This is a genomic window from Brasilonema sennae CENA114 (assembly GCF_006968745.1).
GTDB lineage: Bacteria > Cyanobacteriota > Cyanobacteriia > Cyanobacteriales > Nostocaceae > Brasilonema > Brasilonema sennae.
The window spans coordinates 5,124,840-5,149,313 of the sequence record NZ_CP030118.1 but is presented as its reverse complement, the minus strand read 5'-3'; the positions used below and the strand labels follow the sequence as shown (position 1 = coordinate 5,149,313).

Sequence of the window (24,474 nt, the reverse complement as noted above, 5' to 3'; positions counted from 1 at the left end):
ACTACGGGAGACAGTGATGAGCATTCAACCTCAACCAGACCGAGTCATTATCTTTGATACAACACTACGAGATGGTGAACAGTCGCCAGGTGCAACGCTGCTGGTGGAAGAGAAACTGGCGATCGCTCATCAACTGTCTCTCCTAGGGGTTGATGTGATTGAAGCCGGATTTGCCGTAGCCAGTCCCGGAGATTTTGAAGCTGTCAAAACAATAGCTCAACAAGTCGGCGTGTTGGGTGGACCTATTATTTGTTCTTTAGCAAGAGCAATTCGACAAGATATTCAAGCTGCGGCTGAAGCATTGCAACAAGCGGCTCATCCGAGAATTCATACTTTCATTTCAACTTCAGATATTCACTTGAAGTACCAGTTGAAAAAGTCTCGGAGTGAGGTTATGGCGATCGCCCAAGAAATGGTCGCCTATGCCAAGTCTTTTGTAGAGGATGTGGAATTCTCACCGATGGATGCAAGCCGCACTGATCCAGAATTCCTCTACCAAATTTTAGAACAAGTGATTGCCGCAGGTGCAACCACGATCAACATTCCTGATACCGTCGGCTACTGCACACCCAAAGATATGGCAGCTTTGATTCAGGGTGTGCAAGAAAATGTTCCTAATATTGATCAAGTCATTCTTTCAGTTCACACCCAAAACGATTTGGGTTTGGCGACAGCGAACGCTTTGACAGCAATTGAAAATGGTGTGCGTCAAGTAGAATGTACCGTGAATGGAATTGGTGAACGAGCAGGAAATGCAGCGCTGGAAGAGATTGTCATGGCATTGCAAGTTCGCAAACCTCATTTTAATCCATACTTTGGGCGTCCGGTTGATTGGGATGCACCTTTGACAAAGATTAAGACGCAAGAGATATACAAAACCTCTTGCTTGGTTTCGCAATTCACAGGAATTGTGGTTCAACCCAATAAAGCGATCGTCGGCGCAAATGCTTTTGCTCATGAATCTGGAATTCACCAAGATGGAATTCTCAAACATCGCCAGACTTATGAGATTATGGAAGCTGCTGACATCGGTCTTGCTGAAAACAGCATTATTTTGGGTAAGCACTCTGGAAGGAATGCTTTGCGAACTAGACTCCAGGAATTGGGGTTTGAGTTGAGCGAGGCAGATTTCAACAAAGCCTTTATGCGGTTCAAAGAAATTGCTGATAAGAAAAAGGAGATGTCCGATTGGGATTTAGAGGCGATCGTTCGGGATGAAACGCAAATTCAAGTAGACAAAGGCTTTCAACTCGAACACGTCCAAGTCACCTGTGGTGATTGCACCTGTCCTACTGCAACGATTACAGTTGTGACTCCCAACGGAGAAATTTCAACGGATGCAGCAGTGGGAACAGGTCCAGTAGATGCTGTCCATAAAGCCATTAATCGACTTGTGCAGATTCCCAACCAACTGATAGAATTTTCCGTTCAGTCTGTGACTGGTGGAATTGATGCTCTGGGAACAGTTACAATTCGCTTACGATATCAGGAGCGCATTTTCTCTGGACAAGCTTCTGACACTGATATTGTAGTCGCAGCAGCTTACGCTCACATGAATGCACTCAATCGTCTTTATCGATTTTTGCAAAGGGAAACAGAGAAGTCTCAGACTTCAGACTCCGCAGTAGTTCATAACTGATACCAAATCTGCATTGCAAATCCCCTTTTACCTTACAGGTTAGAAATCTGGATGGCATTCGTGAGATTTAAGGGGAACCCGCGCACGGGTTCCCTTCTTTTCTTGGCGTTCTTAACAGTTTTTAACTTCTTCGTCGTAAGTCCTGCACTATGTAGGGGCGCAAGGCATTGCGCCCCTACTTGCGCTTAGTGCCGGGATATACTCCCGAACCGCCAGAAGAATACCTAATTTAACAAACCGCCTTAGCGCAGCGTGTCCGCAGGACATAGACGAGCCAGCGCGAATGACGGTGACGACAACCGGCTGCGGGAGGGTAACCCTGGTGCAGGATAAGAGCGTATCTCCTCCACCAGACGCTGCGCGTTCGCTCTTAGCGCTTGCGCTTACGCCCTTCGGGCGTGCGCAGAGCGCACACCCGAAGGGCTTTCCCGACAGAGGCGACTAGCGTCGCCAAGTACGCCAAGAAAATCAAAAAGAAGATAGGTAATCTTACAGACCTGATGGGAGTAGCATAATTTTGATTTCCGACTCCTATTAATGACAAGTTGTACTAAGCAAATAAACTAAAACTTTAAGGAGTAAATTATGTTTAAATTCAACAAACAGCTGAGTGCCTTAGCGCTTTTAACGATGACTTCTGTTGGTGAAACTATGCTAACCGTTGCAAAGGCATCTGCTCAAACTCAATCATATAGAACAGCAGCAAGCACAACTTTACAGCAAGTTGCTGTGGGGCCTAAAGAGCGGGATATCGCCGCGCTCTTTGACAAATGGAATGCTGCTTTGCAAACAGAAAATCCTGATGAAGTAGTGAAGCTCTACGCAAAAGATGGTGTGCTCCTGCCAACGGTATCTAATAAGGTGCGGAACACTCACTCACAAATGAGAGACTACTTCGAGCATTTCCTCAAATACAAGCCTAAAGGTACAATCCTTGAACAAAACGTCCGCGTCATTGACAAGCTGTTCGCCATCAACTCGGGTGTCTACAGCTTCAACATAATCAAGAATGATAAACCTGAAAAAATTGTGGCACGTTACTCGTTCGTCTATCGCCATGATGGCAACGACTGGCTAATCGTTGACCACCATTCCTCTGCTATGCCTGAGTAGTATCTGCCTTGTCCTATCGAATATATTCAATCATCAAGTCCTTATGATCATCTAAATATGACGTTAGACATGACGAATGCTTCCCCTGCTATTTTCAACTGAAGTTTATTGCATCGCCTTTACCACTGCTGAGGCGATGTCGGACATGACTTTCTCGCGTACTTCCAGAGGAGCTTTTGATCCGGCGATGAATACGGCGATCGCCACACGCTTCCCATCCGGTGAACTAGCAATCCTAACGTCATTTGTTGCAGTAGACCTCTCCAAAAATGGCTATGAAACCTTTACGAGGCTTGCACTAAAAATCGATTTTTGGAGAGGTCTAGTAATGGAAACGTACTCTGTTGTCTCATAGTCCCATGTAATCTCACTTCCAGAAGGAATATCAACCAATGCAACGAAATCGTATACTCATGACGATTTGGCGTATGCCCCTGATAACTAGACTGGTCAACTATAAGCACTCTATTGGATCGCCTTTACCACTGCTGAGGCGATGTCGGACATGACTTTCTCGCGCACTTCCTCAGGAGCTTTTGATCCGGCGATGAATACGGCGATCGCCACACGCTTCCCATCTGGTGAACTAACAATCCCAACGTCATTTGTTGCAGTATTTATCCCGAGAACATCTGCACCCGTACCAGTCTTGTGTGCGATCGACCAATTATTGGGTAGCCCTGCTTTTAGCCGCTTCTGTCCCGTTGGAGAATCGGTCATTATCTTTAGCAACAAAGCGGTAGAGTTCTCGGACAATAACTGATTCGAGCGTAACCTTGCCAAAAGATCAACCATAGCTTCAGGAGTAGCGGTATCCCGTGAATCGCGAAGGTAGTTTTCCAGAGCAGCTTTCTTCTCGCGATCTGGAATATTTTCCACAGCTTCCTTGTATTTTTGTTCGTCAGCTAATTCAGGTTGAAAGTTTTTCAGTCCCACACTTTGGGGCTGTAGCTGCTGTTCTAATCGATCAACGCTGATGTTGCGAATTTGCAGCTTGCGTAAAATAGCATTCACTTGCTTTGTTCCACCAAGCAATCGCACCAAAGCGTCAGCTGCAGTGTTGTCACTTATTCCCACAGAGCGTTCTAGAACGTTTCGCAGTGGCAACTGTACTCTATCACCTCTGAATTCTTTGATGATAGGACTCCATCCAGGAGCAAGATCCCGACGCATAATCGTGACTAATTGCCTGAGCGAAATCTTGCCCTCGTCTACTTGTTTTAACACGGCTATGGCAGAAGGAAGCTTATACACGCTTTGCATGGGAAAGCGCTGCTTACCATTGAGAAACCAGGTTTGACCGTTATTAAGATCCAAAACTCCAATACCAACCCTACCTTGAGCGGCTGAAATATCGAGATTTTGTAACTGCTGTTGAAATAATGAAGTATTGGGCTGCCCCGTAGTGACAACAGCGCTTACTTTCATCATGCTATCTGCAAGCGGTGAAGTTTGATGAATTTGTTGCTCAAGTTGCTGTGAGGAGACTTGTGTGATGCTTGGAGATAAAGGGGTTAGAGATGGTTGTTGTGCTTTGACTGGAAGCAACATAAACGAAAGCAGAATAACCACTCCAAACGAAAGCCAAAAACGACGTACAAACACTGGAAACATCTGACGTTAAATTTCTAGGTGTGAATATTTGTTCTACCGTATCATCGACTTTGTTAATGTCTCTTCTGTTTCTGGTAAAAACTTTAGTATCTAAAATATTTGCGTCAAATTTAAATATGACCGAAGAAATAACTCCCCGGCTAGAGCCTAAAACCGCACTGCCTCCCGAATTGATTAGTGGAAGCAAAAATGTTTCGTTGTAAAATCCCCACGAATGGAAACCGTGGGGATTTTCTGTGTTCTGCGTTCTTCTTAACCAAGTAATGTTACGAACAGCTCAAAGGAGCGGGACATTAGTTTATTTTTGAATTGTTAACTGCCTCGTTCTCGCATTTCCTGTCTTCGCATGGGCATGGCATCAATTTCGTTAAAAATAGCTTTTGCTTGGATAGGAGTTGTATCACGACGCTTGACACCACCGTCTTTACCCACCAAGACAACACAAAAATCTTGGTTACTGACTTTTAGGCGATCGCGCAACCTAGCTGCCGCCGCCGGATCTATTTGCTCTGTGTTAGCAAAGCTCTTGCCGTTTGCAACAACTTGAACAAGAACTAAATCCCGCTCACGAAAACTTGATTTATACTTGTCAAACAGTTGCATCTGCTTTTGATAAGCAGGATTGCTACTAGAGGGAGCAAACACTAGTAGTACGCGATTTTTCCATTTTTGAGAACTCAGGTTAAAAGAGGACGTATTTGCAGAATTATTGGTTGAAGCATGAGCACGACCGAATGTACTTACCGGCAGTAGCATAACAAATGCTAGTAAGGGGATTATGAGTGCTGATTTATTCAAAGTGAAAGATCTCCTTGCGCACTATGAATATTTGGTTTGTAGTCGTAATATTTTTCTAGACTATCATTTACTTTATTGATGTCTCCTCTATTTGGTGGTAGAGACTTTGTTATGATTTACTTAATTTAAGAATATTGCATTTAACGAAGTTCAATTTTCTCGAATCCACAGTGCTAGCCCACCTCCACGACCGCTAGCTGCAATCAAGTCTTGTGTGACTAAGAAAAACGCAAAGAAGGGTAGTTTCGCTACAGGTTGAGTATAAAAATTTTCGGCCCCAGTTTTACCGCCTCGAATCTGACCGCTGTAAATCACACGACCAAATAGACTGATTTGCATCTGGAGAAAGTCAAACGCCAAGAAGTTTTTCTTCTCTGAATATTGTGCTGGACCTTTAAGCTTCAACGAAACAAAACCAAATTGAACTGAATTGCCAATTCCCTCTCTGCTTGGAGTTTCATCTACAGCTGGCGTGGTGTCAAAGGAAATATAAGTTGGAGCCAATTTCGGGATATAAAAACCTTTGCCCAAGACAATTCCGGCTTGATTTCTGACTTTTTTGGTTCCAGTGACAAAGCATAGTCGCCATTCACCAACCAAGGACTCAAAAGGATACGTCAGGTGTTGCTGTTTAGCTGCTTTTTCCGCTTGCAGCAAAGCATTGACCACGACTTCAGGATCAGGGCGCTCATTTGTGTGTCCTTGATACGCAGTTGCAGCGAGTGAGAGTACAGTGACAAAATCACCTGAGGCAAGGGAAGTTAAATCGGCTGTCATAAAGGCACTCCAGATTTTGCAACTTAATACTCTGGATAAATCATAACGCTAATATCTTTTAATTTTTTTGCCTAACTTTAGGAATTCTTCCCGGGTATTGCTTAAGGGACTATGGAAGTTAGTATTATCTACATAGCGTGAAAATAAGATGGAAGCTTTTAGCATCAATATTGACCATTAAATCTCATTAACAGTACTAGTGTACTGTTATATAATTAACTGAAATATAACACTGTGTTATTTTCTCTACTCAAAAGTTATACTTTGTTAATTCTATTGACAAAGTATCTAATAAAAATATTCAAGGTAAGTGTTAATGCGATATTGCTCAAGGGGCTGCTTCAAAGAAGCATTACACCTTTGAGGCAAACACTTTGTGAGCCTAGATAATTGCAGATGATACAAAGGATTATTGCAATACAGTTATGCTCCTTGCCATCGCTAATTGCTAAAAATAAGCAGCAATTAGCGATTTTCTTTTGTGTATAAACAGTCGTCTCAGGTAGCTAAAACATAACTTTTCAAAACCCAAAGATTTATTACGTAAATAGTTCTTTTTACTGTTTCTTCACTTGTCGTTAACTATGAATTGATAAATTTTTCTGGTATAAAAGTTGAAAGGAAATAAGCGAGTGGCTTTCTCACGACGTAGGTTTTTGACGCTGGCTGGAGCAACTGCTGCTGGTGTTACGGCTATTTCTCCGCTAGAAGCTTTCTATGCTAGGATTGCTCGTGGTGAAGGAGTAACCGGAGCTGGGTTTGGTCCACTCCAACCTAAACTAGCTGTGAATCATGCAGAGCTAGCTAACACCGTGATCGGTGATCTCAGGAATATTCCGCTTCTTGAGCTTCCACCTGGTTTCAATTACACTGCTATCTCAATCACTGGTCAAACTATGAGTGATGGTAATCCTGTCCCTGGTGATCATGATGGTATGGCTGCTTTCCGTGGTCCTGGAAGAAGTGTTATCCTAGTTCGCAATCATGAACTAGACGCGAATGAAAATAAGTTTGGTAATACTAGGGGAGTCATAGCACCTAGTGATAAAAAATATGACCAAATTAATTCAGGTGGTACGACGACTCTTGTTGTAGGACAAAATCGTGAGTTGTTGAAACACTTTGGTTCTCTAGCTGGCACAATTCGCAACTGTGCTGGCGGTCCAACACCTTGGGGAAGCTGGATCAGTTGTGAAGAAACCTTCAGCCAGAGCAGTACAGGGGTACCACATGGCTACAACTTTGAAGTTCCTGCTAGTTCCAAAATTGGTTTAGCCGATCCTATACCATTAAAAGCGATGGGACGCTTTAGCCATGAAGCGATCGCACTAGATCCAAAGACAGGCTACATCTACGAAACTGAAGATAGAGGAGATAGCTGTTTTTATCGTTTTGTACCTGCTGTAGGAAAAGCAAATGCGCCTGGACAATTGGCCCAAGGCGGCACTCTTTATGCTTTAGTGATCAAAAATAAGCCCACACTAAACACATCTAATAATTCTAACAACGCTGGAGGCGCTGAAGGGTTAGTTCCTGTCGGTCAGCCTTTACCTGTAGAATGGGTTCAAATAGAAGATGTTGATCCTGTACAAGATACTGTCCGTAAAGAAGCTCAATCTAAAGGTGCAGCCATCTTCTATCGAGGTGAAGGAGCTTGGTACGATAACAATCTGATCTATTTCATCTCCACTCAAGGCGGTCCGCCTGCTGTAGATAGTACGTACGGCAATGGTCAAGTGTGGATTTATAATCCTAGAGAAGAAACAATTACATTATTTGTTGAGGCTTCCCCTAGCGGAGAACTCCTTGATGAACCTGACAACATTACTGTTGCACCCTTCGGAGACCTTTTCCTTTGTGAAGATGGTGGTGGTGAACAATTCGTTGTCGGAGTCAATCAAAAGGGTGAGCTTTATCAGTTTGCACGTAACGCCATTGTTAGACCAGATCGTAATGGCGAACCTGATAACAGCGAGTTTGCGGGTGCTTGCTTTTCTCCTTATGGTGACACGTTATTTGTCAACACTCAAGGTGTTGGTATTACGTATTGTATTTGGGGACCGTGGCCGCGCCAGTACAGAAAGTTTAGGTAGATTTTGAGGAAAGGATAAAGTATAAATTTTGAAAAAATTCTCCTTTATTCTTCATACTTTTTAGTCAATAAGTTATATCTTAAGAAACCCAATTACCTCAATAAATTGGGTTTCTTTTTTGGCGTCAAATTCTTGTCAAGATATGAGGATTTTGATTTTTTTACTTCGTATTAATATAGTATAACGACTATTGTTGTAACTTCAAAAGCGCCATGTTATTTTAATGCGATCGCATAAAGGCATTTCAATTTAGAAAATGCAGACTTCCGGTTATAGATATTTCATTTTTGTGAGTTTTCTTTTCAAAACTTGTAAACCAACAATATTTTGACACGAAAAGGTTTTTGTATTAAAATCATATTAGATAATAATACAATTTTACGAAAGTTTAAATATTTTCTTTAAGAAAAGTTTTGTTGCTACATTTCCCTTAAGTTGATGAGGAGATAAAATTATGCTCACAATAGATCCCTCAAAATTATCCAAAGGGGAACTTCCCCATCCACCTGAGTTTGAGCGTGTGGAAGATGAGCGTCTCCATCGCAAACAGTGTCTGGCTGGGCAACTTCCACATCCACCTGAGTTTGAGCGTGTGGAAGATGAGCGTCTCCATCGCAAACAGCGTTTAGCTGCTGCCTTTCGTTTGTTTGCTCGTTACGGTTTTGATGAAGGTGTTGCTGGACACATCACTGCTCGTGACCCTGAGTTCCATGACCACTTTTGGGTAAATCCTTTTGGGATGTACTTTGGTCATATCCGAGTTTCGGACCTGCTACTGGTCAACGATAAGGGTGAGGTCGTTGAGGGTGATAAGCCAGTAAACGCTGCTGCTTTCGCCATACACTCTCAAATCCACCAAGCGCGACCAGATGTAGTAGGGGCTGCTCACACACATTCCGTGTACGGCAAAACCTGGTCAACCTTGGGACGTCTTCTTGATCCGTTGACTCAAGACGCTTGTGCTTTCTATGAAGACCACGCTTTGTTTGAGGACTATACTGGGATGGTGCTGGATTTGGAAGAAAGTCAGCGTATTGCCAATACTCTGGGACAAAAGAAAGCGGCGATTCTTCGCAACCACGGCTTACTGAGTGTTGGTCGTTCAGTTGATGAAGCAGCATGGTGGTTTATCACAATGGATCGCTGCTGTCAATCGCAGTTGATGGCCCAAGCAGCAGGAAAGCCAGTGCTGATTAACCCCGACACTGCTAGTCTGACTTCTCGTCAAGTTGGGTCACATTTCATGGGTTGGTTCAATTTCCAGTCACTGTATGACATGATTGTCCGTCAGCAACCTGACTTGCTGGATTGAGTAAGATTGTTCTTGCTCTTGGTAAACAATTCCATCGCGTTCACACAATGCTCTGAATTTCTGTCTGAGGGCAAACAGAGAATTTTGAACAAAGTTAAGCTAGTCGGAACAGAAGAATTTCCCGCGCTTTGGGAACTGGCGTAGCTAAAGCGCGGAGGCGCTACAGACAGAAATCCGGTGCTCTGTTTGCGAGTCAAATTCCGTCCCCCGCGCCTTGTTTTTTCTGATCTGCAAAAAACAGTTGTGTCTGACTCGCTCAAACACAACATGCTGGTTTCCACACATCCCACGAGGCTTTATGAGTTTCTTCTACTGTTTCTAAAAGAAGATGAACTAGACCTGGAATGAGTGAAGTCAATACTATCATCATCTCCAATTCTTTCACTACTCATGCTGTGCTTGTAATACTGTTGGTAATAGCTATATGAGGCAGGCGTGGTATCTTTGGACTTATTAGCTATCACTCCTAAAATCGGTGTACCAGACATTTGCAGATCGTCTAAAGCTTGTTGGAATATGGTACGTTTTAGCTTTCCTAATCCTGCGACTAGTACCAGTCCATTGGTATTAGCAGCCAGTAGGTTAGCATCTGCAAAACCCACCAAAGGTGGCGTGTCGTAGATTACCAAATCAAAAGAAGCTTGTAAGTCACTCATTAAATCCTGCATTTTGTGAGATGCAAGCAATCTAATTGAGTCAGGCGGAATTGGACCAGCACTGAGAACAAACAGGTTGTCTTCTAAGGGCGATCGCTCAATCACATTGTTCCAGTCTAGATCTTGTGCAATGACATCGGTTAATCCCTGAATATTCATCAGACCGACACGATTATGGATTGTGGGAGAGCGTAGATTTGCATCTACCAGTAGTACTCGCTGCCCCATTGCTGCGGCTGCGAGCGCTAGGTGTATAGCTACAGTCGTCTTACCATCTTCCTTAGCCGCTGAACTGATGACGAGTGAACGAATCGGTGTATCTGAGCTTAGAAGAAGAATATTGGTGTAAAGAGAGCGAAAAACTTCAAAAAAGGATGCTTTGGCTGCTTGTTGCATTCCACCAGATGTTTCTTGCCAAGCTAGTGCTCCTATTTCTTTTCTTAAGGGAACGACTCCTAGTAGCGGTAATCCAGTCGATTCCTTGAGGTCTTTGGAAGAGTATAGAACGTTGCTAAGCTTATCTGCAACTAAAGCTGCACCTGTACCCAGCAGCAAACCTAACAGTGTCCCCAAAGCTAAGTTTCGTTTGGCACTGCCTGGGCCAGTTTTTGGTTCATTGACTTCCTCTAGTTTGGGATCGAGTAACTTCCAGGAGGGCGATCTCAAAGCTTGCTCAATCTGCAATGCTTGTTTTTTAGCTGAAAATTGAATTAGACCTTCAGTCGCAATCTTTAAGTTCCGCTGAATATCATCGTATTCACGAATCACAACTGCTAAATTTCTGAGGTAATTATTGAAATAAGCAATTTTGTCTCCCAAAGATTTATCACGTGCTTGCAAGGTCCGGATACGGCTTTGATAATCTTTTTTCACCCGGTTTTCTTCCCCAGCTAGCATTGGCAGCAGATTTGCTTTCTGCCCCTCTAAGTATTGCAAACTGGGGTTTTCATTTGTGAATTTTGCTCCTGCTTTTTTGAGATCAATGTCTACTGTTTGGATTTGATCCAATATTTTTTGGTAGCGAGCGTTTTCGCTCAGCACCGAATTCCCAGCCCTTTCACCTGGCTGTTGGGCTAACTCCCGTTTTAAATCTTCATAGGTAGCTAGCATTTGTTCTAGCTGTACGCGATTTTCTGCTTGTTGTTGGGTTAAAGTCGCGATTTGTTGAGAAATTTCTTGAGCTTTCTGTGCTGGTTCAACCAAGTCATGCCTTTGTCGAATGATTCGCTGTCTTTCTTGCCAAGCTCTAACCCGATTCTCTAAAGGCTGTTCTTGCTGTCTAACAAAGCTAATTGCCTGATTCACATCCTCTAGACGCTCGTTGACACTATACTCCACGTAAGTTTTTTGAAGTTTAGTTAAGACATCGCGAACTAGTTCCTTGTCTGCAGATGTGTATGTGACTTCTAAGATGTTTGGTTTTCCGGATGCTATTTGTAAGCCGCCGACTATTGAGTCGTAATCTAGCTTCGGATATTTAGTTTTGTACTTCTCCTGAAGCTCTTCGACAACTTTGTCTAGCACTTTACGACTTTCTAAAACTTGAATCGTCGTTATAACTGGTTCTGTTAACTCAGGAGATGCTATTCCTTGTTGTGAACTCAGGCTTTGAGGGATATTGGCTACTGCCCGACCCTCACCAGTCACAGGCTTTGTTAAAATCTCAAACCGACCTTGATACACTGGGGGATCTGTTTCTGCCTTCAACACGGCTGCTGTGGCTATCACGCCTGTTACACCAGCAATCAATAATGCGCGACGCCGTAGAGTTGCCCCAACTTGACCGAGATTCAATCCACCTTCTTCATTTGACTGGGCTGTGTAGGCTTGTGACAACGGGTGAGGATATTTGTCTGACTTCAGCATAGCCTTAGTAACTTCTCTAAGTTGTGGTTTTCCGTAGTTGCACGCTTTCGAGCTAAACCTTGGTATACATTTATCTAATGTGCTCAAGTACCAAATTGTTTGATATTAACATCAACGTTGGTGAACCCATTAGTGAATGGCGCAGTTTTGATACTCTTAAGGCAATTTAAGTTTTACCCTAAACCAAGTGATAGATACTTTAACCCTGTCTGAAGTCCCGAAAAAATACTAATAACACCGCAGCAATGCACTTAAGTATATTATTCTTATACACTCAATACTCTTCCGGATAAAATTTAATGATATTAATTTAACTTTATTTATTTTAGGTATACACTGATTGCGATCTTGCACTGCCAATCAAAGGTGTAAGGGTGTAAGGGGAGCCAGTGCGTTGGGCGGGTTTCCCGACTTGAAGCACCTGGCGTTGTAAGGGTGTAAGGAAAAAGGTGTTTGCTTCATTCGTAGCGGGTGGTGCACCGCCCGTGGGGCGCTCCGAAGAAACACTCTTGAGGGAGGGAGTGAGGAAGTGAGAGTGAAATGTCTGTTTCATGCATAACAAATGGCGCACTGGCTGTAGGGTGCTTTCAACCAAGATGCCGAACTTATTCTCTCTTTCTAACTGGGGCGCTAGGATTCGAACCTAGGGATGGCGGGACCAAAACCCGCTGCCTTACCACTTGGCTACGCCCCATCAATTTGTCTTTAAATAATATAGCAACAATTGAGGGGGTAGTGTCAAGTACTTCGCGATTTGACTTGAGGAGAATTTTATCAAATCGAAGAGGCATTCACCCGTGAAACTATAAGCCCAGGCTATGTCTATGGGTTGCACCACTGGGCTAGCCATAGACACGGGTTTTGTCAAAAGCCAAGGCTTATAATTCATCGACTATCAACTCTCCCATTGGGGCGCTGAATAATTGTTTCTAGAACCCGCCGCTTCGCCTTTGGATCAATACTTACCAAGCGCACATACTCATTGCTATATTCCCCTAGACAGGATTCCACAGTTGATATTGCATCTTGTTCGCCGGTTATTGGGCTTGTGATGCAACTTTGCCAGGAACCTATGCGGAAGCGGCGCTCATCTACATGCTCAATACCTATTCTGTAACCTTGAGACAATATCTGACGTATCTGTTCTTGGGCTTCTAAGCTCAAATGGCTATTCGATACCTGTTGTTTCTGGAATTTATTAGATATTACAGGTTCGCTTGCGCGATCGCTTGACGGTTGAGTATTTGGTGTCACGCCACCAGAAGATGCAAATTGATTACGAGAGTACAAATCGCTTGACGGTTGAGTATTTGGTGTCACGCCACCAGAAGCTGCGGATTGATTACGAGAGTATAAGCCGCGATTATACTGACTCACCAGTTGAGAATTCTCGACTCGCTGCTGTTCACCAACCATCAACTTGCCCATCTCAATTAAGTTAGATAAGCTGAAATTAGGCTTTCTGAATTGTGGTGGACCTTCAAGGCTGTTAACCACACGTTGAGATACCCGCTCAATTCCTGTTTCATGTATGAAGTTGCGAATTTGTTCATCATATATTCGGGCACGCGAAGCGCTGAAAAAGTCTATCGATTGATTTGGGAATGTATCGACTAACTTTTCAACTTCTTGACGTGAAAGTCCATCTTCACTAAAAATCCCGCCGACAATGCCAACTTTTTCATCTCGGTCTGGGTCCCAGTAAAATTTCTCCATCCGACCATCCCGAATTAAAGGCGCATAAAGAGTGGAGAAATCATTACCTGTTACCAGAATCGGTACACGATGTAAAGGCGTTGCGTCGTAACTACCAGGAAGTTGCACATCTGTGGGATTGTCGGCAATATTCATCAGTGTGGCATTCACCAACTGAGTGTTGACTGTGTATTGAGTCCCTTCATCAAAGCGTCCCGCACCTGCATCCAAATCATTAATCATGATCACGCACATTCTGCCACGCACGCGAATGAGTTCCGCTGTTTCTCGATAGCGCAGACGAATCAGACGTGCTGGATCTCCTGCATCTGGACTTTCGAGTTCGCCACCGGATATGTGAGTCACTTCAATACCCATTTTCTCAAAGACTAACTCACATTGAAACGACTTGCCCTCGCCTTTGCGTCCGTGAATTCCTAAAATTAAGGGAACTCGAACACCAGGAATATCGAGATAATTTTTGGTGATGTGAACTGCAAGTTTATCCAGAAAGCGGGGAGAAATGTAGTAGCTCATAAATCTCGTCAATAATTTGAATCCCTGATAGGGATGAGTAACCCCTGCCAACCTAAAGTCTACAATGATTTCAGGTGATAGTTGGTTGGCTTCCTTCAAATCATATTATTTTTTTTGACAACTAATTTTCATTCATTTTGAAATAAAAAATATTTTCTGTTTTTATTTAAGTAAATACTTTTTCTTATATAGGAAATCGGTTTGGTTTATTAACGAACTCGTTGAGCCAGGGAACGCTTAACATACACTGTACTAAGTTCCGTTCCGAAATCAAATATAAATCCTATATTTTAAAATATACGTATATTTTTTTAACTGTGAGTGGAAGCACAACTTGGAATCACAAAGATAGTTCGATGATTAATTTTTTTGCATCTACTTAATACTTTACAAAAAGTGCGCGCGACACTAGCTAAATAGTAAAAAAACAGAGGTAGAGTTATCTACCTCTTTTTTTTGGGAGATGAATCAATTATTTACAGTTCTCTTACGAACTAATTCCAACTTATCAGCTTTAGTATCTGCTGCTATTGGGTTTGTGAACGATAAAGCTGAGAACTTGGCACTGCTTGATGTTGTCAAAACCAACAACGCGGATAAAGTTATTACCGTACTGAGAACGGCAAGCTTGGACTTCGTTTAGTACTTCTTGAGTAGATCTTGCTCCAAACAGAGGCAGTTTCCACAGAGTCCAGTAATATACTGTTGGCTCCGAATTCTCGTTAAATTCAATGGCTGGAATGTAACCTTGGTTGAGAATGTACTGGATTTGCTTGGAAATTTGAGCATCGGAGAGAGGAGGCAGATAAGAAAGGGTTTCGTAGCGACGCTCTTTTGAAAAGGTTTGCATAAGTGATGATAATGGGTTGCGGTTGATATTCAGTTATCAGTTATCAGTTATCAGTTATCAGTTATTAAGTGTTCACCGTATGGCGCTCGGCCACGCCTTACGGCTATCGGGAACGCGGGTCGCCTGGGCATGGGAAAACGCCGAATACGCGCGTTTACTCACTGTTAACTGTTCACTGTTCAATGTTTGGATCTGAAGTTGCTTGTGTTTCTGATTCAGGACTGGGATCTGATGTATTTATTTGCGTCATTCGCTCAAGATGCTGGCGACGGTGTTCCATATTGGCTTGTTGAATACCGGTGCGAACCATTTCGGGTAAGTATTCTGCAACTTGTTCCGCTATGTGTTCTCTAACAGTCATTATCCGCAAAGCCAATTCGGGCTTCTCTTGAAAGAGTTGCTTAACGTACGCTTCTCCATCCTGAATTTTATCAGCAGAAAAGCGTTGTAGCCAAAGTGCCAAGGGAGGATTTGTTTCGCTAACTTGAGCCAATACCGTTTTTAGTGCCTGATAAGTCAGGTAACTTTGCAGCGTCTTGGCTGTGTCCTTCGCAATTTGTTTAATATCCATGCTTGACCCCAGCCCTAGAATAGGTAAGAAGTAATAAGTCAAAAGTAATGAGAAAGAAGGATTATTTTCTTTTACTTTTTAACTTCTTACTTGACGATCAGACGGTATCGACTGATTCAAACTCGAACTTAATTTCCTTCCACAGTTCGCAAGCAGCTGCCAGTTCAGGAGACCACTTAGCAGCTTCGCGGATAACGTCGTTACCTTCACGAGCCAAGTTGCGACCTTCGTTACGAGCTTGGATACAAGCTTCCAGGGCAACGCGGTTAGCGGCTGCGCCAGGAGCATTACCCCAAGGGTGACCGAGAGTACCACCACCAAATTGCAGTACGGAGTCATCACCGAAGATTTCTACCAGTGCAGGCATATGCCAAATGTGGATACCACCTGAAGCAACTGCCATTACACCAGGCATAGAAGCCCAGTCTTGGGTGAAGTAGATACCGCGCTCTCTGTCTTGCTCAACATAGTTTTCACGCAGTAGATCGACGAAGCCCATTGTAATTGCGCGATCGCCTTCCAATTTACCAACAACGGTTCCCGTGTGGATGTGATCACCACCAGACATCCGCAGAGTCTTAGCCAAAACGCGGAAGTGGATACCGTGGTTCTTTTGACGGTCGATAACCGCGTGCATCGCGCGGTGGATGTGCAACAACAAACCGTTGTCACGACACCAGCGAGCTAATGTGGTGTTAGCGGTGAAGCCTGCTGTTAGGTAGTCGTGCATGATGATGGGCATTTTGAGTTCTTTAGCGTACTCTGCCCGCTTCAGCATTTCTTCGCACGTAGGAGCAGTCACGTTCAAGTAGTGACCTTTGATTTCACCTGTTTCCGCTTGTGCTTTGTGGATAGCGTCAGCAACAAATAAGAAGCGATCGCGCCACCGTTGGAATGGTGCGGAGTTGATGTTTTCGTCGTCTTTGGTGAAGTCCAAACCACCACGCAAGCACTCATAAACTGCGCGTCCGTAGTTCTTAGCAGACAAACCCAACTTGGGCTTAATCGTACAACCCAACAGAGGACGACCGTACTTGTTCAGTTTGTCGCGCTCAACTTGAATACCATGTGGAGGTCCTTGGAACGTCTTGAGGTAAGCAACAGGAATCCGCAAGTCTTCCAGACGCAGCGCTTTGAGGGCTTTGAAACCAAACACGTTTCCTACAATCGAGGTCAACATGTTGGTTACAGAGCCTTCTTCAAACAGATCCAACGGATAGGCCACGTAAGCAATGAATTGGTTACCTTCGCCAGGAACTGGTTCGATGTCGTAACAACGACCTTTGTAGCGATCTAAGTCGGTGAGCAAGTCTGTCCATACGGTTGTCCAGGTACCGGTGGAAGACTCAGCAGCCACCGCAGCGCCTGCTTCTTCCGGTGGAACTCCAGGCTGGGGTGTTACGCGGAATGCCGCCAAAATATCTGTATCTTTTGGAGTGTAGTCGGGGGTGTAATACGTTAGTCTGTAATCTTTTACCCCAGCTTGGTAGCCTGATTTCGTCTGAGTCCTGGTTTGCGCGTAAGACATAATTCCCTTCCAAGAAGTCACTCTTTTTACTTACAAATTGCGTCACGTGCTGCTTTCCTGACTTCAAATTTATCCCCTGTCATTGAGGGATAGGTAGAAAACATTTTGTGTTATGGGTTGCTTCTTGCAGTCAATTGTGGTTTGCCTGCAATTCTTGACAAAACATCCTAAATGTGTTCTTTGAAAGACAAAGGTTACACGTTGCGTAATTTGTAGCTCGTTTCACAATATATCAAGAATGTCATAAGTTATTCTTTGAATATTTTTAAGTTTTATATTTAAATTTGTTATTAAATAATATTTTAAACATTTTGTTAAGAATGCTTTACAAAATGGATGTAATGTAATAATTTTCTGTTGCAAAGCGTAAGAGTGTAGGTACGGAAAATTTCACTACACCCCATAGCCCATATCCAACCTGAACAAACAAGGATGGTGCTTAAATCGTATGCAAATTCCTCAACTTGAAACCCAACGTCTTATCCTACGGGGATTTCGCGAGGAAGACCTTGATGCTTACACTCAGATGTGCAGCGACCCCGAAGTTATGCGCTACATTGGCGAAGGAAAACCTTTATCCCGTTGGGAGTCTTGGCGAAGTATGGCAATGATGCTTGGTCATTGGCAACTACGAGGATATGGTATGTGGGCTGTTGAGGAACGTTCTAGCGGTGAAATGATTGGGCGGATAGGCTGCTGGAAACCTGAAGGCTGGATTGGTTTTGAAATTGGTTGGACGTTGCGACGAACTTATTGGGGACATGGTTTTGCAACAGAAGCAGCAAAGGTAACGATGAATTATGCTTTTGGTGAGTTACAGCAATCCCATGTGATTAGTTTAATTCGTCCGCAGAATACTGCTTCAATCAGAGTTGCCCAGAGATTAGGAGAAAAACTGGAAGGAAAGACAGAAATGTTTGGAAGTGAGGCGGTTATCTACGGTATTCATCAAGAAGATTGGTTAGCAGGAAATTTGTATAAGTCTTGTAATTCTTCTTTCAAGGAGAGAGGTTGGTAACCTAAATTAAAAGCTTTGGTACTGTCCAAAGAAACGTCAGATGGTCTTGGTGCTGACATTTTTACGTCTTGCTGTAGGCACGCTTTTAGTTGATTGGCAGGAATGTAAAAAATCTCTACTAATAAACGGCCAAAATCATAGCGTGAAATTCTTTCTTTCCCTCCTAAGTGAATGTGTCCGTTAACTTTTTCTAATGCCAATAACAACCCTTTCGCTGCAGTTTTGCCACTGACGGGTGTTCGGAATTCATCTGTGAATAAATTTAATTCTTTGCCTTCTTGAAGAGTCTGAATAAATGATTGTATAAAGCTTGTTGCTGTCGGTGTTTCCATCCCAAACATTAATGGCATACGACAAATAGCAGTCATGGGATAACGTTCTAGCATACCTTTCTCAGCCATGACTTTTTGCTCACCATAAATATTAACAGGGCATACAGGATCAGTTTCACGATAAGGAGCGTTTAAACCATCAAAAACCAAATCTGTTGACGTAAAAGCGCAACGAATAGAATCATCGGCACAAAGTCCAGCAATATTACAGGATGCTGTGACATTGATTGCATATGATTCCTCTACATGAGTTTGACAAAAATTTGGTTGAGATAGTGCAGCGGTGTGGATGACGGCTGTTGGTTGAAAGTCAGTAAATATTTGTTTGAGTTGTTGAAAATCTGTCAAATCAACTTTCAGCATTTTGATGCCTGGAATTTCTAAAGAATGAGAAAAGTAAGTTCCATAGACTGAGTATTCTTGTTTTGCAATCTGGCAAAGATGATATCCTAAAAAACCACTAGCACCAGTAATTAATAGTTTTTTCATATTTAAAATGTATACTCTAACGCAGTTAACCTATGTTAAAAATATCACAAAATTGTGTAAATCTCTGTCAAATATATGTCTTAAAAAAGACATATATTTGACAGAAATAATTTGACTGTAGGCATTATTGGTGCTGCGGCGGGTGTTGCTGGTTTAGTCTTGGCGTAAGGTGTTGCTATTGGCTGGACTCCAGGTATATTCGCCTTCGGCTCAAAAGACCGCTTTTCTTGCGCCTTGCAACCCGACACACAAAACGGCGGTGAGGTGTGGATGGTAATGTATCGTAATGATCAGGGTACCAAGCCCTGGCCCAAGATGATCAACAGCTTTGGTGATGGCTGGAATACTCAGAAGCGGTGCGATACTATCGCCCAACGCTTGGAAAGCTTTCGCCAAGATGGTTTAATTGGATTTAGTCATCGCTCTGACCCCAAAACACCTGGCAGCTGAGGATCTCAAAGCTGGATCAAATAGTAGTAAATAACATACAGTGTGAAATGAGTATTGAATGAGGTACCCACTGCTAGCCAACCAAAAAGTTAGTATTAATTGCTTGGACTGTATTACGCGCTCCTGTCAAATTTAGCCCAATACTGCTGAGATAACTCAGGTCATGATAGACGCTGGTGACTCCAGACTGCACTTGGTAAGTTGAAGTTTCTGCCTGTACGGGTGCAACTGATACAAAAGCTGCTATAGTGCCCGCAAGAATTGCCTGAACCTGGGGAAAACGCATAGATAATCCTCCGGCAATTATATAACGTAAAACACAGCTTTACTCGTACACCTTGGCGATGGGAGGATGTCAATTGACAAATTTAAATCGAGGGAATGACCAGAACTCAGAGTTTGTGCGTAGTTGTTTGTTTACACTATACTTTTCAGTGATGGTTACAATTGCAGTTGCTCCATCTGTCCGTGCTGGATTATTTAATAGTCCTGTTGATCAATTGCCTGTCTCAGAACGGGTAAAATTGAGGAATGGTCAGGTTTTAGTCACTGGAGATAAAGGAAAATACACCGCTATTATTTTGGTGACAGGTTCGCAAGATATTGCTTGGGAAGTGCTGACTGATTATGATCATTTTTCTAAATTTTTGCCTAATACTGTGTCGGGTAAAGTGATTACGGTGAATGGCAATCAGAAAGTGGTGGAACAGGTAGATACGCGTCAGGTATTCTTAATGAATGTTCAATCACGCATCCGTTCAGCTACTACTGAAACTCCAAAAAGCCGCATAGATTTCCGTCAAATTGATGGAGATTTGCAAAGCTTGGAAGGATACTGGAAAATTGAACCTGTAGCTCCCTATTCTGGTGCAAAGGCGAATCAAGTTTTAATTACCCAGGTGGTGGAAGCTCAACCAAAATCGGGAACCCCAAAGAAAATCTTCTACAGTCTTTTTAAAAATTCACTGGGTGAGATTATGATTGCGATTAGGAAAGAAGTCGATAGGCGAACTCCTAATCGCAAAACCTTATAGAACCCATTTGGTATCTTTACATTCTCCGATATAATAATCCAAGGTATTAGCTATCAAATACAAACTTACTCAAATCGTGCGAACACTGTGCACATCTGTTTGTGGAAGTTGCTTGGCACCTTCAATAACTTGAGTTGATTAAGAGGTTGCACCAAAAAGCGATCGCCCTGTCTTGTTACGTGCAGCTATTGCTTAACCCCACCCTCTGGCAGATACTATAAAGCAGCGGTTGAACTGAAGCGTCCTGGTGCGATAATATAACAATGCCGATAGAATCCAACTCCAACTCATCCGAGTCTGGTAAACCAGAACCTGTTCTTGAAGACAACTTACAACCAGATGATTTCGAGGACGTAGGTGAAAATGGCTTTGTACCAGATGAACTCGCTACTCAAAAAGCCCTTTCCGCAGTTTCTGCTCTCCAATCTCCGCGCAATACAGCAGTTCTTCAACAAGCACGTTCCATCCTGCAAGGACGTACTCAACCTCTAACAGTGAAACCTAGGGCTTTGTTGTTTATCTTTGTGGCGATCGCCATCACCTTTTTCGGAATTGCCATTAATAACTGGTTGATTGGTATGTCGGGAACACTGCTAGCTTTGCTGATCTCATTAGCTGTGCTGTTACCAGCAGTCATAAATGGAATACGAAATTGGTTTTCGGCTCAAGAACGGGCGCTGTTTATTGCTTTTTTAGGACTTGTAGCAAGTCTGATTGGCTTTGTGAAGTTCAGTGGATTGGGCGATCGCATCTTAGCTGTTGGACGCCGAATCAACTGGGAAGCCTCTGGAACACTGGCGGAATGGTTTGGCGCTTTGGGACAAATTCTCATCGCCGTTATTGCGGTGTATGTTGCTTGGCGACAGTACGTTATTTCCAAAGACTTGACGATTCAGCAAAACCTGCTCACTGTTCAACAAAATATTATTACCCAACAGCAGACAATTGATTCTTATTTCCAAGGTGTTTCTGATTTAGTATTGGATGAAGAAGGGTTATTAGAAGATTGGCCCCAAGAGAGGATGATTGCTGAAGGACGCACAGCAGCAATTTTGAGTAGTGTGGATGGTAGTGGTAAAGCGAAAATTCTCCGTTTTCTCTCGCGTTCCAAATTGCTGACACCTTTGAAGCGCGATCGCCACCTTGGTCGAGCTATTCTTGATGGTAATGGTGGTTATGCAGAAGATCGAAAGGCGGGTTTGCGTGTCATCGATTTAGGCGTGATGCTTGCTGGTGCAGATCTTGGTGGTACTGATTTGCGTTGGACTGATCTTTCGGAAGCAAATCTTGTCCGCGCTGATCTGACTGGTTGTGACTTAGTAAAAGCTAACCTCTCCCGGACTATATTATATGAAGCAAAACTTGATGGTGCAGATTTGAACGGAATTCGCTTATTTTATGGTTTTCCTGAAACCGCCTCACCCCGCAGCCGCACTGAACCGCCCAATTATCAAACTGGCGAACACACAGGGGCTGTTGTAGAAGATGTTAATTTCACTGATGTCCAGCGAATGTCTGAGGCTGCGCGTTACTATTGCTGCGCTTGGGGAGGCGAAAAAACTAGAGGTACTATCCCTGGTGGTTGCGAAGGAATTCCGAATAAGTTAGGTAAATAATTACAAACAACAAGCAAAACCTTGGATAGAGATATCAAAAATTTTTTTCAGCTATAAAACAGAAGTAGCAAAGCTTAACACAAGTTGCACGACTTGAGACGGATTTTTTTCATACATCTGTATGGATCGCTCAAGCGCACAAAAATATCTTCTTCTTTTAACGGAAGTGCATAATATGCATGAAAATCTTATTAAAGATAATACATCTATAAATAATACTTTTCCGAAAGCTAATCTCATAGAAATACAATTGGTGAGGGCAGAACCGCAGATCACACCGTCACACGGGACAAAACAGCAACAAACAGCGACGCCCGATAAAATACTGTTTTGGCTTCCCTTCAGCCTAATCACCTTTTTGATGATTGTTGCTTTTCGGCTTTCAAATGCTAGGAAAGTTACACAACATAGATCGACAAGCGCCAAAACCCTCGATCTAGTTCCCTGTAAGAAATGTCAATACTTTAAAAATAATCCTTATCTCAAATGTGCGATACATCCAACGACTGCTTTAACCGAAGAAGCCATCAATTGCTCTGATTACTCTCCTAACAAGGAACATCGTTGAAGATTTAGTAATTAAGAATATAGAACTCAGAACTCAGAATTCAGTTATCAATTCATTGCTGAGTTCTGAGTTCTTTTTTAGTTATGACTTCACGACTGTTGCTTTATGCTTGTGTTGTGGAGTTAGATTGATTCAAAGCAGAACGAGCATTCAACGACAGCATCACGCGTGAAATACCAGTGGAGAGAACACTGACACCGACCAATGTCCCAATAACCCAGGGAGCATCGAAGGGCCATTGGAACCAAATCATTGCACCCAAGACTAAGGTAACGATACCATTACCTAGTGCCCAAGTCCAGTTTTGTTGCGGACGCAGCCGGAATGCCAGAATTAGCTCAAATACACCTTCCGTTAGTAGAAAGCTACCTAACAATAGAGTCAGTGTCAGAATTCCTGTAAAAGGATAAACAAACAGCATCACGCCTGTTGCGAAGTAGAGAATACTAAGCAGGATTTTCCAAACAAAGCCTCCCTCGTTGCGGGTTTGAAATGCATAACCTAGCTTTGCTGCGCCCGAAGAAATAAGAATTAAAGCAATCCAAGTTTCAGCGAAGATTGTAGAAACAGAAGGTAAAGCAACTGCAATAATTCCCAAAACAGTTACGAGAATGCCAATTAAGAGCGAATTATTAATCCCCTTGTTGATATCACCAGAAATGTTGCTTGTCATAAAAATCTTTTCCCCTGTAGTTAATTGAACTCTACGATTTAGGCTAGAAAATTTCTCAAGCATTTTGTAGACCCCTTAGATATACGTCCAACGAAGTTCTACCCCTTGATACAAATATCCTAATAACTGCTAAAAATAATTCTCCCCTTTTGTTCCTCCCTATCCCCACCTAGCCATATTTCTAGGTTGAATTCCCCCCATTCTTCTGATGTCATCTATATGGATAAAACGGCACGATCGCAACATATAGAAAAGTTACTCCTGTTTTATCCATCAAGAAGTAGAGGAATAAAATGTCTTCATCTAACGCTTTAATGGCTTTGTCCAACAATATAGCTGACATTGTAGAGCAAGTTGGTGGTGCTGTTGTTGCCGTGAACGCTGGTAGGCGTATTTCTCCTAGTGGTATTCACTGGCGCAAAGGAATTATCGTCACTTCTGATGAGTCACTCCGCCGCTATGACGAAATCACAGTTACTCTATCAAATGGTAGTACTGTACCCATCACACTCATAGGACGTGACTCTACCACTGATATCGCTGTTTTCAAGGTAGAAAATGCAGAAATCCCGGTGGCGAACATCGGCGACGCCAAAACACTAAAAGTTGGTCATCTGGTACTGGGGCTAGGAAGAAGTAGCGAAGGTGACATTAGAGCAGCTATAGGTGCAGTGAGTGTAGTCAGTGGTGCTTGGCGGAGTATGAACGGTGGTAATATAGACCAATTCATCCGTCCAGACATCACACTTTATCCTGGTTTTGCTGGTGGACCACTTGTAGATGCGGCGGCTTGCGTGGTAGGAATGAACACATCGGGACGACGCGGTACTGCTCTGACTATCCCAGCTTCTACAGTTAATCGGGTGATTGACCAACTTTTGGCAAAAGGACATATTGCACGCGGTTACCTGGGTTTAGGAATGCAACCCGTACGTTTACCAAACAACCTGAGAACAGCACTCAATTTAACTTCTGTTGGTGGAGTGATTGTTGTTAATGTAGAGCCAAATGCACCTGCTGACAAGGCTGGTGTGTTGATTGGGGATGTGTTGGTCACTTTTGATGGTACGCCAGTAGATGATACAGGTGATGTGTTGGCATTTTTGAATAGTGGCGATCGCGTTGGCAAAACTGTCAAAGTGCAAGTCATCCGAGGTGGCGCGTTAGTTGAGTTAGCAATCGCAATTGGCGAAAGATCCGCAAGCGAAGAGTGATAGCAATAGTTATCAGTGAACAGTGAACAGT

At 43.1% G+C, this 24,474-nt stretch carries 23 protein-coding genes and 1 tRNA gene; 10 read left to right on the top strand and 14 right to left on the bottom strand.

The features are described from left to right. Positions 1-16 precede the first annotated feature (16 nt). Together DP114_RS21605 and DP114_RS21600 are read left to right on the top strand one after the other, a co-directional pair. On the top strand, positions 17-1,639 hold the full coding sequence (locus tag DP114_RS21605) for a 2-isopropylmalate synthase (RefSeq protein ID WP_171977097.1): 1,623 nt from the start codon (positions 17-19) through the stop codon (positions 1,637-1,639). Between the two features lie 585 nt (positions 1,640-2,224). After that, positions 2,225-2,752: an SgcJ/EcaC family oxidoreductase gene (locus DP114_RS21600; RefSeq protein WP_171977096.1), complete on the top strand. Its 528-nt coding sequence runs from the start codon at positions 2,225-2,227 to the stop codon at positions 2,750-2,752. Between the two features lie 105 nt (positions 2,753-2,857). Here the strand turns inward: DP114_RS21600 and DP114_RS21595 are convergent, their stop codons facing one another. The 4 genes from DP114_RS21595 to DP114_RS21580 all read right to left on the bottom strand — a co-directional run bounded on the left by DP114_RS21595 (position 2,858) and on the right by DP114_RS21580 (position 5,941). Next, positions 2,858-3,019, bottom strand: a complete 162-nt coding sequence (locus DP114_RS21595) for a hypothetical protein (protein WP_246162631.1) — start codon at positions 3,017-3,019, stop codon at positions 2,858-2,860. 198 nt (positions 3,020-3,217) lie between these two features. Then, a complete protein-coding gene (gene bla, locus DP114_RS21590; protein ID WP_171977095.1) occupies positions 3,218-4,366 on the bottom strand; it encodes a class A beta-lactamase in 1,149 nt (382 codons plus the stop codon). A 312-nt stretch (positions 4,367-4,678) separates the two neighbouring features. After that, positions 4,679-5,122: a DUF4174 domain-containing protein gene (locus tag DP114_RS21585; RefSeq protein ID WP_171977094.1), complete on the bottom strand. Its 444-nt coding sequence runs from the start codon at positions 5,120-5,122 to the stop codon at positions 4,679-4,681. Between the two features lie 192 nt (positions 5,123-5,314). Beyond that, a complete protein-coding gene (locus DP114_RS21580; RefSeq protein WP_171977093.1) occupies positions 5,315-5,941 on the bottom strand; it encodes a hypothetical protein in 627 nt (208 codons plus the stop codon). 632 nt (positions 5,942-6,573) lie between these two features. Between DP114_RS21580 and DP114_RS21575 the strand changes: the two genes are divergently transcribed. Both DP114_RS21575 and DP114_RS21570 read left to right on the top strand, forming a co-directional pair. Further along, positions 6,574-8,034, top strand: a complete 1,461-nt coding sequence (locus DP114_RS21575; protein WP_171977092.1) for an alkaline phosphatase PhoX — start codon at positions 6,574-6,576, stop codon at positions 8,032-8,034. 454 nt (positions 8,035-8,488) lie between these two features. Beyond that, entirely contained in the window at positions 8,489-9,346 is an 858-nt protein-coding gene (locus DP114_RS21570; RefSeq protein ID WP_169264303.1) for a class II aldolase/adducin family protein, read from the top strand. A gap of 296 nt (positions 9,347-9,642) precedes the next feature. Here DP114_RS21570 and DP114_RS21565 read toward each other — a convergent pair whose 3' ends face one another. From DP114_RS21565 to DP114_RS21535, 7 genes are all read right to left on the bottom strand, one after another. Continuing rightward, complete coding sequence (locus tag DP114_RS21565) at positions 9,643-11,868, bottom strand: GumC family protein (RefSeq protein ID WP_169264304.1); 2,226 nt, start codon at positions 11,866-11,868, stop codon at positions 9,643-9,645. A gap of 325 nt (positions 11,869-12,193) precedes the next feature. Further along, positions 12,194-12,421, bottom strand: coding sequence for a hypothetical protein (locus tag DP114_RS21560; RefSeq protein WP_169264305.1), 228 nt, complete (start codon positions 12,419-12,421; stop codon positions 12,194-12,196). 69 nt (positions 12,422-12,490) lie between these two features. Next, positions 12,491-12,562: transfer RNA gene (locus DP114_RS21555), tRNA-Gln, on the bottom strand. 191 nt (positions 12,563-12,753) lie between these two features. Beyond that, positions 12,754-14,100, bottom strand: a complete 1,347-nt coding sequence (locus tag DP114_RS21550; protein ID WP_169264306.1) for a ribulose bisphosphate carboxylase small subunit — start codon at positions 14,098-14,100, stop codon at positions 12,754-12,756. 514 nt (positions 14,101-14,614) lie between these two features. Continuing rightward, entirely contained in the window at positions 14,615-14,950 is a 336-nt protein-coding gene (locus DP114_RS21545) for a ribulose bisphosphate carboxylase small subunit (RefSeq protein ID WP_169264307.1), read from the bottom strand. 172 nt (positions 14,951-15,122) lie between these two features. Continuing rightward, positions 15,123-15,521 (bottom strand): RuBisCO chaperone RbcX, encoded by a 399-nt coding sequence (gene rcbX / locus DP114_RS21540; protein WP_171977091.1) that lies wholly within the window; start codon positions 15,519-15,521, stop codon positions 15,123-15,125. A 97-nt stretch (positions 15,522-15,618) separates the two neighbouring features. Continuing rightward, the gene (locus DP114_RS21535; RefSeq protein WP_171977090.1) at positions 15,619-17,049 is read right to left on the bottom strand and encodes a form I ribulose bisphosphate carboxylase large subunit; all 1,431 of its coding nucleotides are present in this window, start codon (positions 17,047-17,049) and stop codon (positions 15,619-15,621) included. 448 nt (positions 17,050-17,497) lie between these two features. Between DP114_RS21535 and DP114_RS21530 the strand changes: the two genes are divergently transcribed. Next, complete coding sequence (locus DP114_RS21530; RefSeq protein ID WP_169264310.1) at positions 17,498-18,067, top strand: GNAT family N-acetyltransferase; 570 nt, start codon at positions 17,498-17,500, stop codon at positions 18,065-18,067. Here the strand turns inward: DP114_RS21530 and DP114_RS21525 are convergent. Beyond that, positions 17,998-18,888 carry an SDR family oxidoreductase gene (locus DP114_RS21525; RefSeq protein WP_171977089.1) on the bottom strand — a complete coding sequence of 297 codons (891 nt, stop codon included), beginning with the start codon at positions 18,886-18,888 and terminating at the stop codon, positions 17,998-18,000. The two genes, DP114_RS21530 and DP114_RS21525, sit on opposite strands and share 70 nt — an antisense overlap. 177 nt (positions 18,889-19,065) lie before the next feature. On the opposite strand from DP114_RS21525, the gene DP114_RS21520 reads away from it, so the two are divergent. After that, positions 19,066-19,338, top strand: coding sequence for a COP23 domain-containing protein (locus DP114_RS21520; RefSeq protein ID WP_318284520.1), 273 nt, complete (start codon positions 19,066-19,068; stop codon positions 19,336-19,338). A gap of 73 nt (positions 19,339-19,411) precedes the next feature. Here the strand turns inward: DP114_RS21520 and DP114_RS21515 are convergent, their stop codons facing one another. Next, the gene (locus DP114_RS21515; RefSeq protein ID WP_169264313.1) at positions 19,412-19,624 is read right to left on the bottom strand and encodes a hypothetical protein; all 213 of its coding nucleotides are present in this window, start codon (positions 19,622-19,624) and stop codon (positions 19,412-19,414) included. A 151-nt stretch (positions 19,625-19,775) separates the two neighbouring features. On the opposite strand from DP114_RS21515, the gene DP114_RS21510 reads away from it, so the two are divergent. The 3 genes from DP114_RS21510 (at position 19,776) to DP114_RS21500 (ending at position 22,556) form a co-directional block, all read left to right on the top strand. Beyond that, on the top strand, positions 19,776-20,372 hold the full coding sequence (locus DP114_RS21510; RefSeq protein ID WP_169264314.1) for an SRPBCC family protein: 597 nt from the start codon (positions 19,776-19,778) through the stop codon (positions 20,370-20,372). A 263-nt stretch (positions 20,373-20,635) separates the two neighbouring features. Continuing rightward, on the top strand, positions 20,636-21,988 hold the full coding sequence (locus DP114_RS21505) for a pentapeptide repeat-containing protein (RefSeq protein ID WP_169264315.1): 1,353 nt from the start codon (positions 20,636-20,638) through the stop codon (positions 21,986-21,988). 121 nt (positions 21,989-22,109) lie between these two features. Next, positions 22,110-22,556, top strand: coding sequence for a hypothetical protein (locus DP114_RS21500; RefSeq protein ID WP_169264316.1), 447 nt, complete (start codon positions 22,110-22,112; stop codon positions 22,554-22,556). A 103-nt stretch (positions 22,557-22,659) separates the two neighbouring features. On the opposite strand, the gene DP114_RS21495 is transcribed toward DP114_RS21500, so the two are convergent. Further along, entirely contained in the window at positions 22,660-23,229 is a 570-nt protein-coding gene (locus tag DP114_RS21495) for an HdeD family acid-resistance protein (RefSeq protein ID WP_169264317.1), read from the bottom strand. Between the two features lie 293 nt (positions 23,230-23,522). Between DP114_RS21495 and DP114_RS21490 the strand changes: the two genes are divergently transcribed. Beyond that, complete coding sequence (locus tag DP114_RS21490; RefSeq protein ID WP_171977087.1) at positions 23,523-24,443, top strand: S1C family serine protease; 921 nt, start codon at positions 23,523-23,525, stop codon at positions 24,441-24,443. The last annotated feature ends 31 nt before the right edge of the window (positions 24,444-24,474 follow it).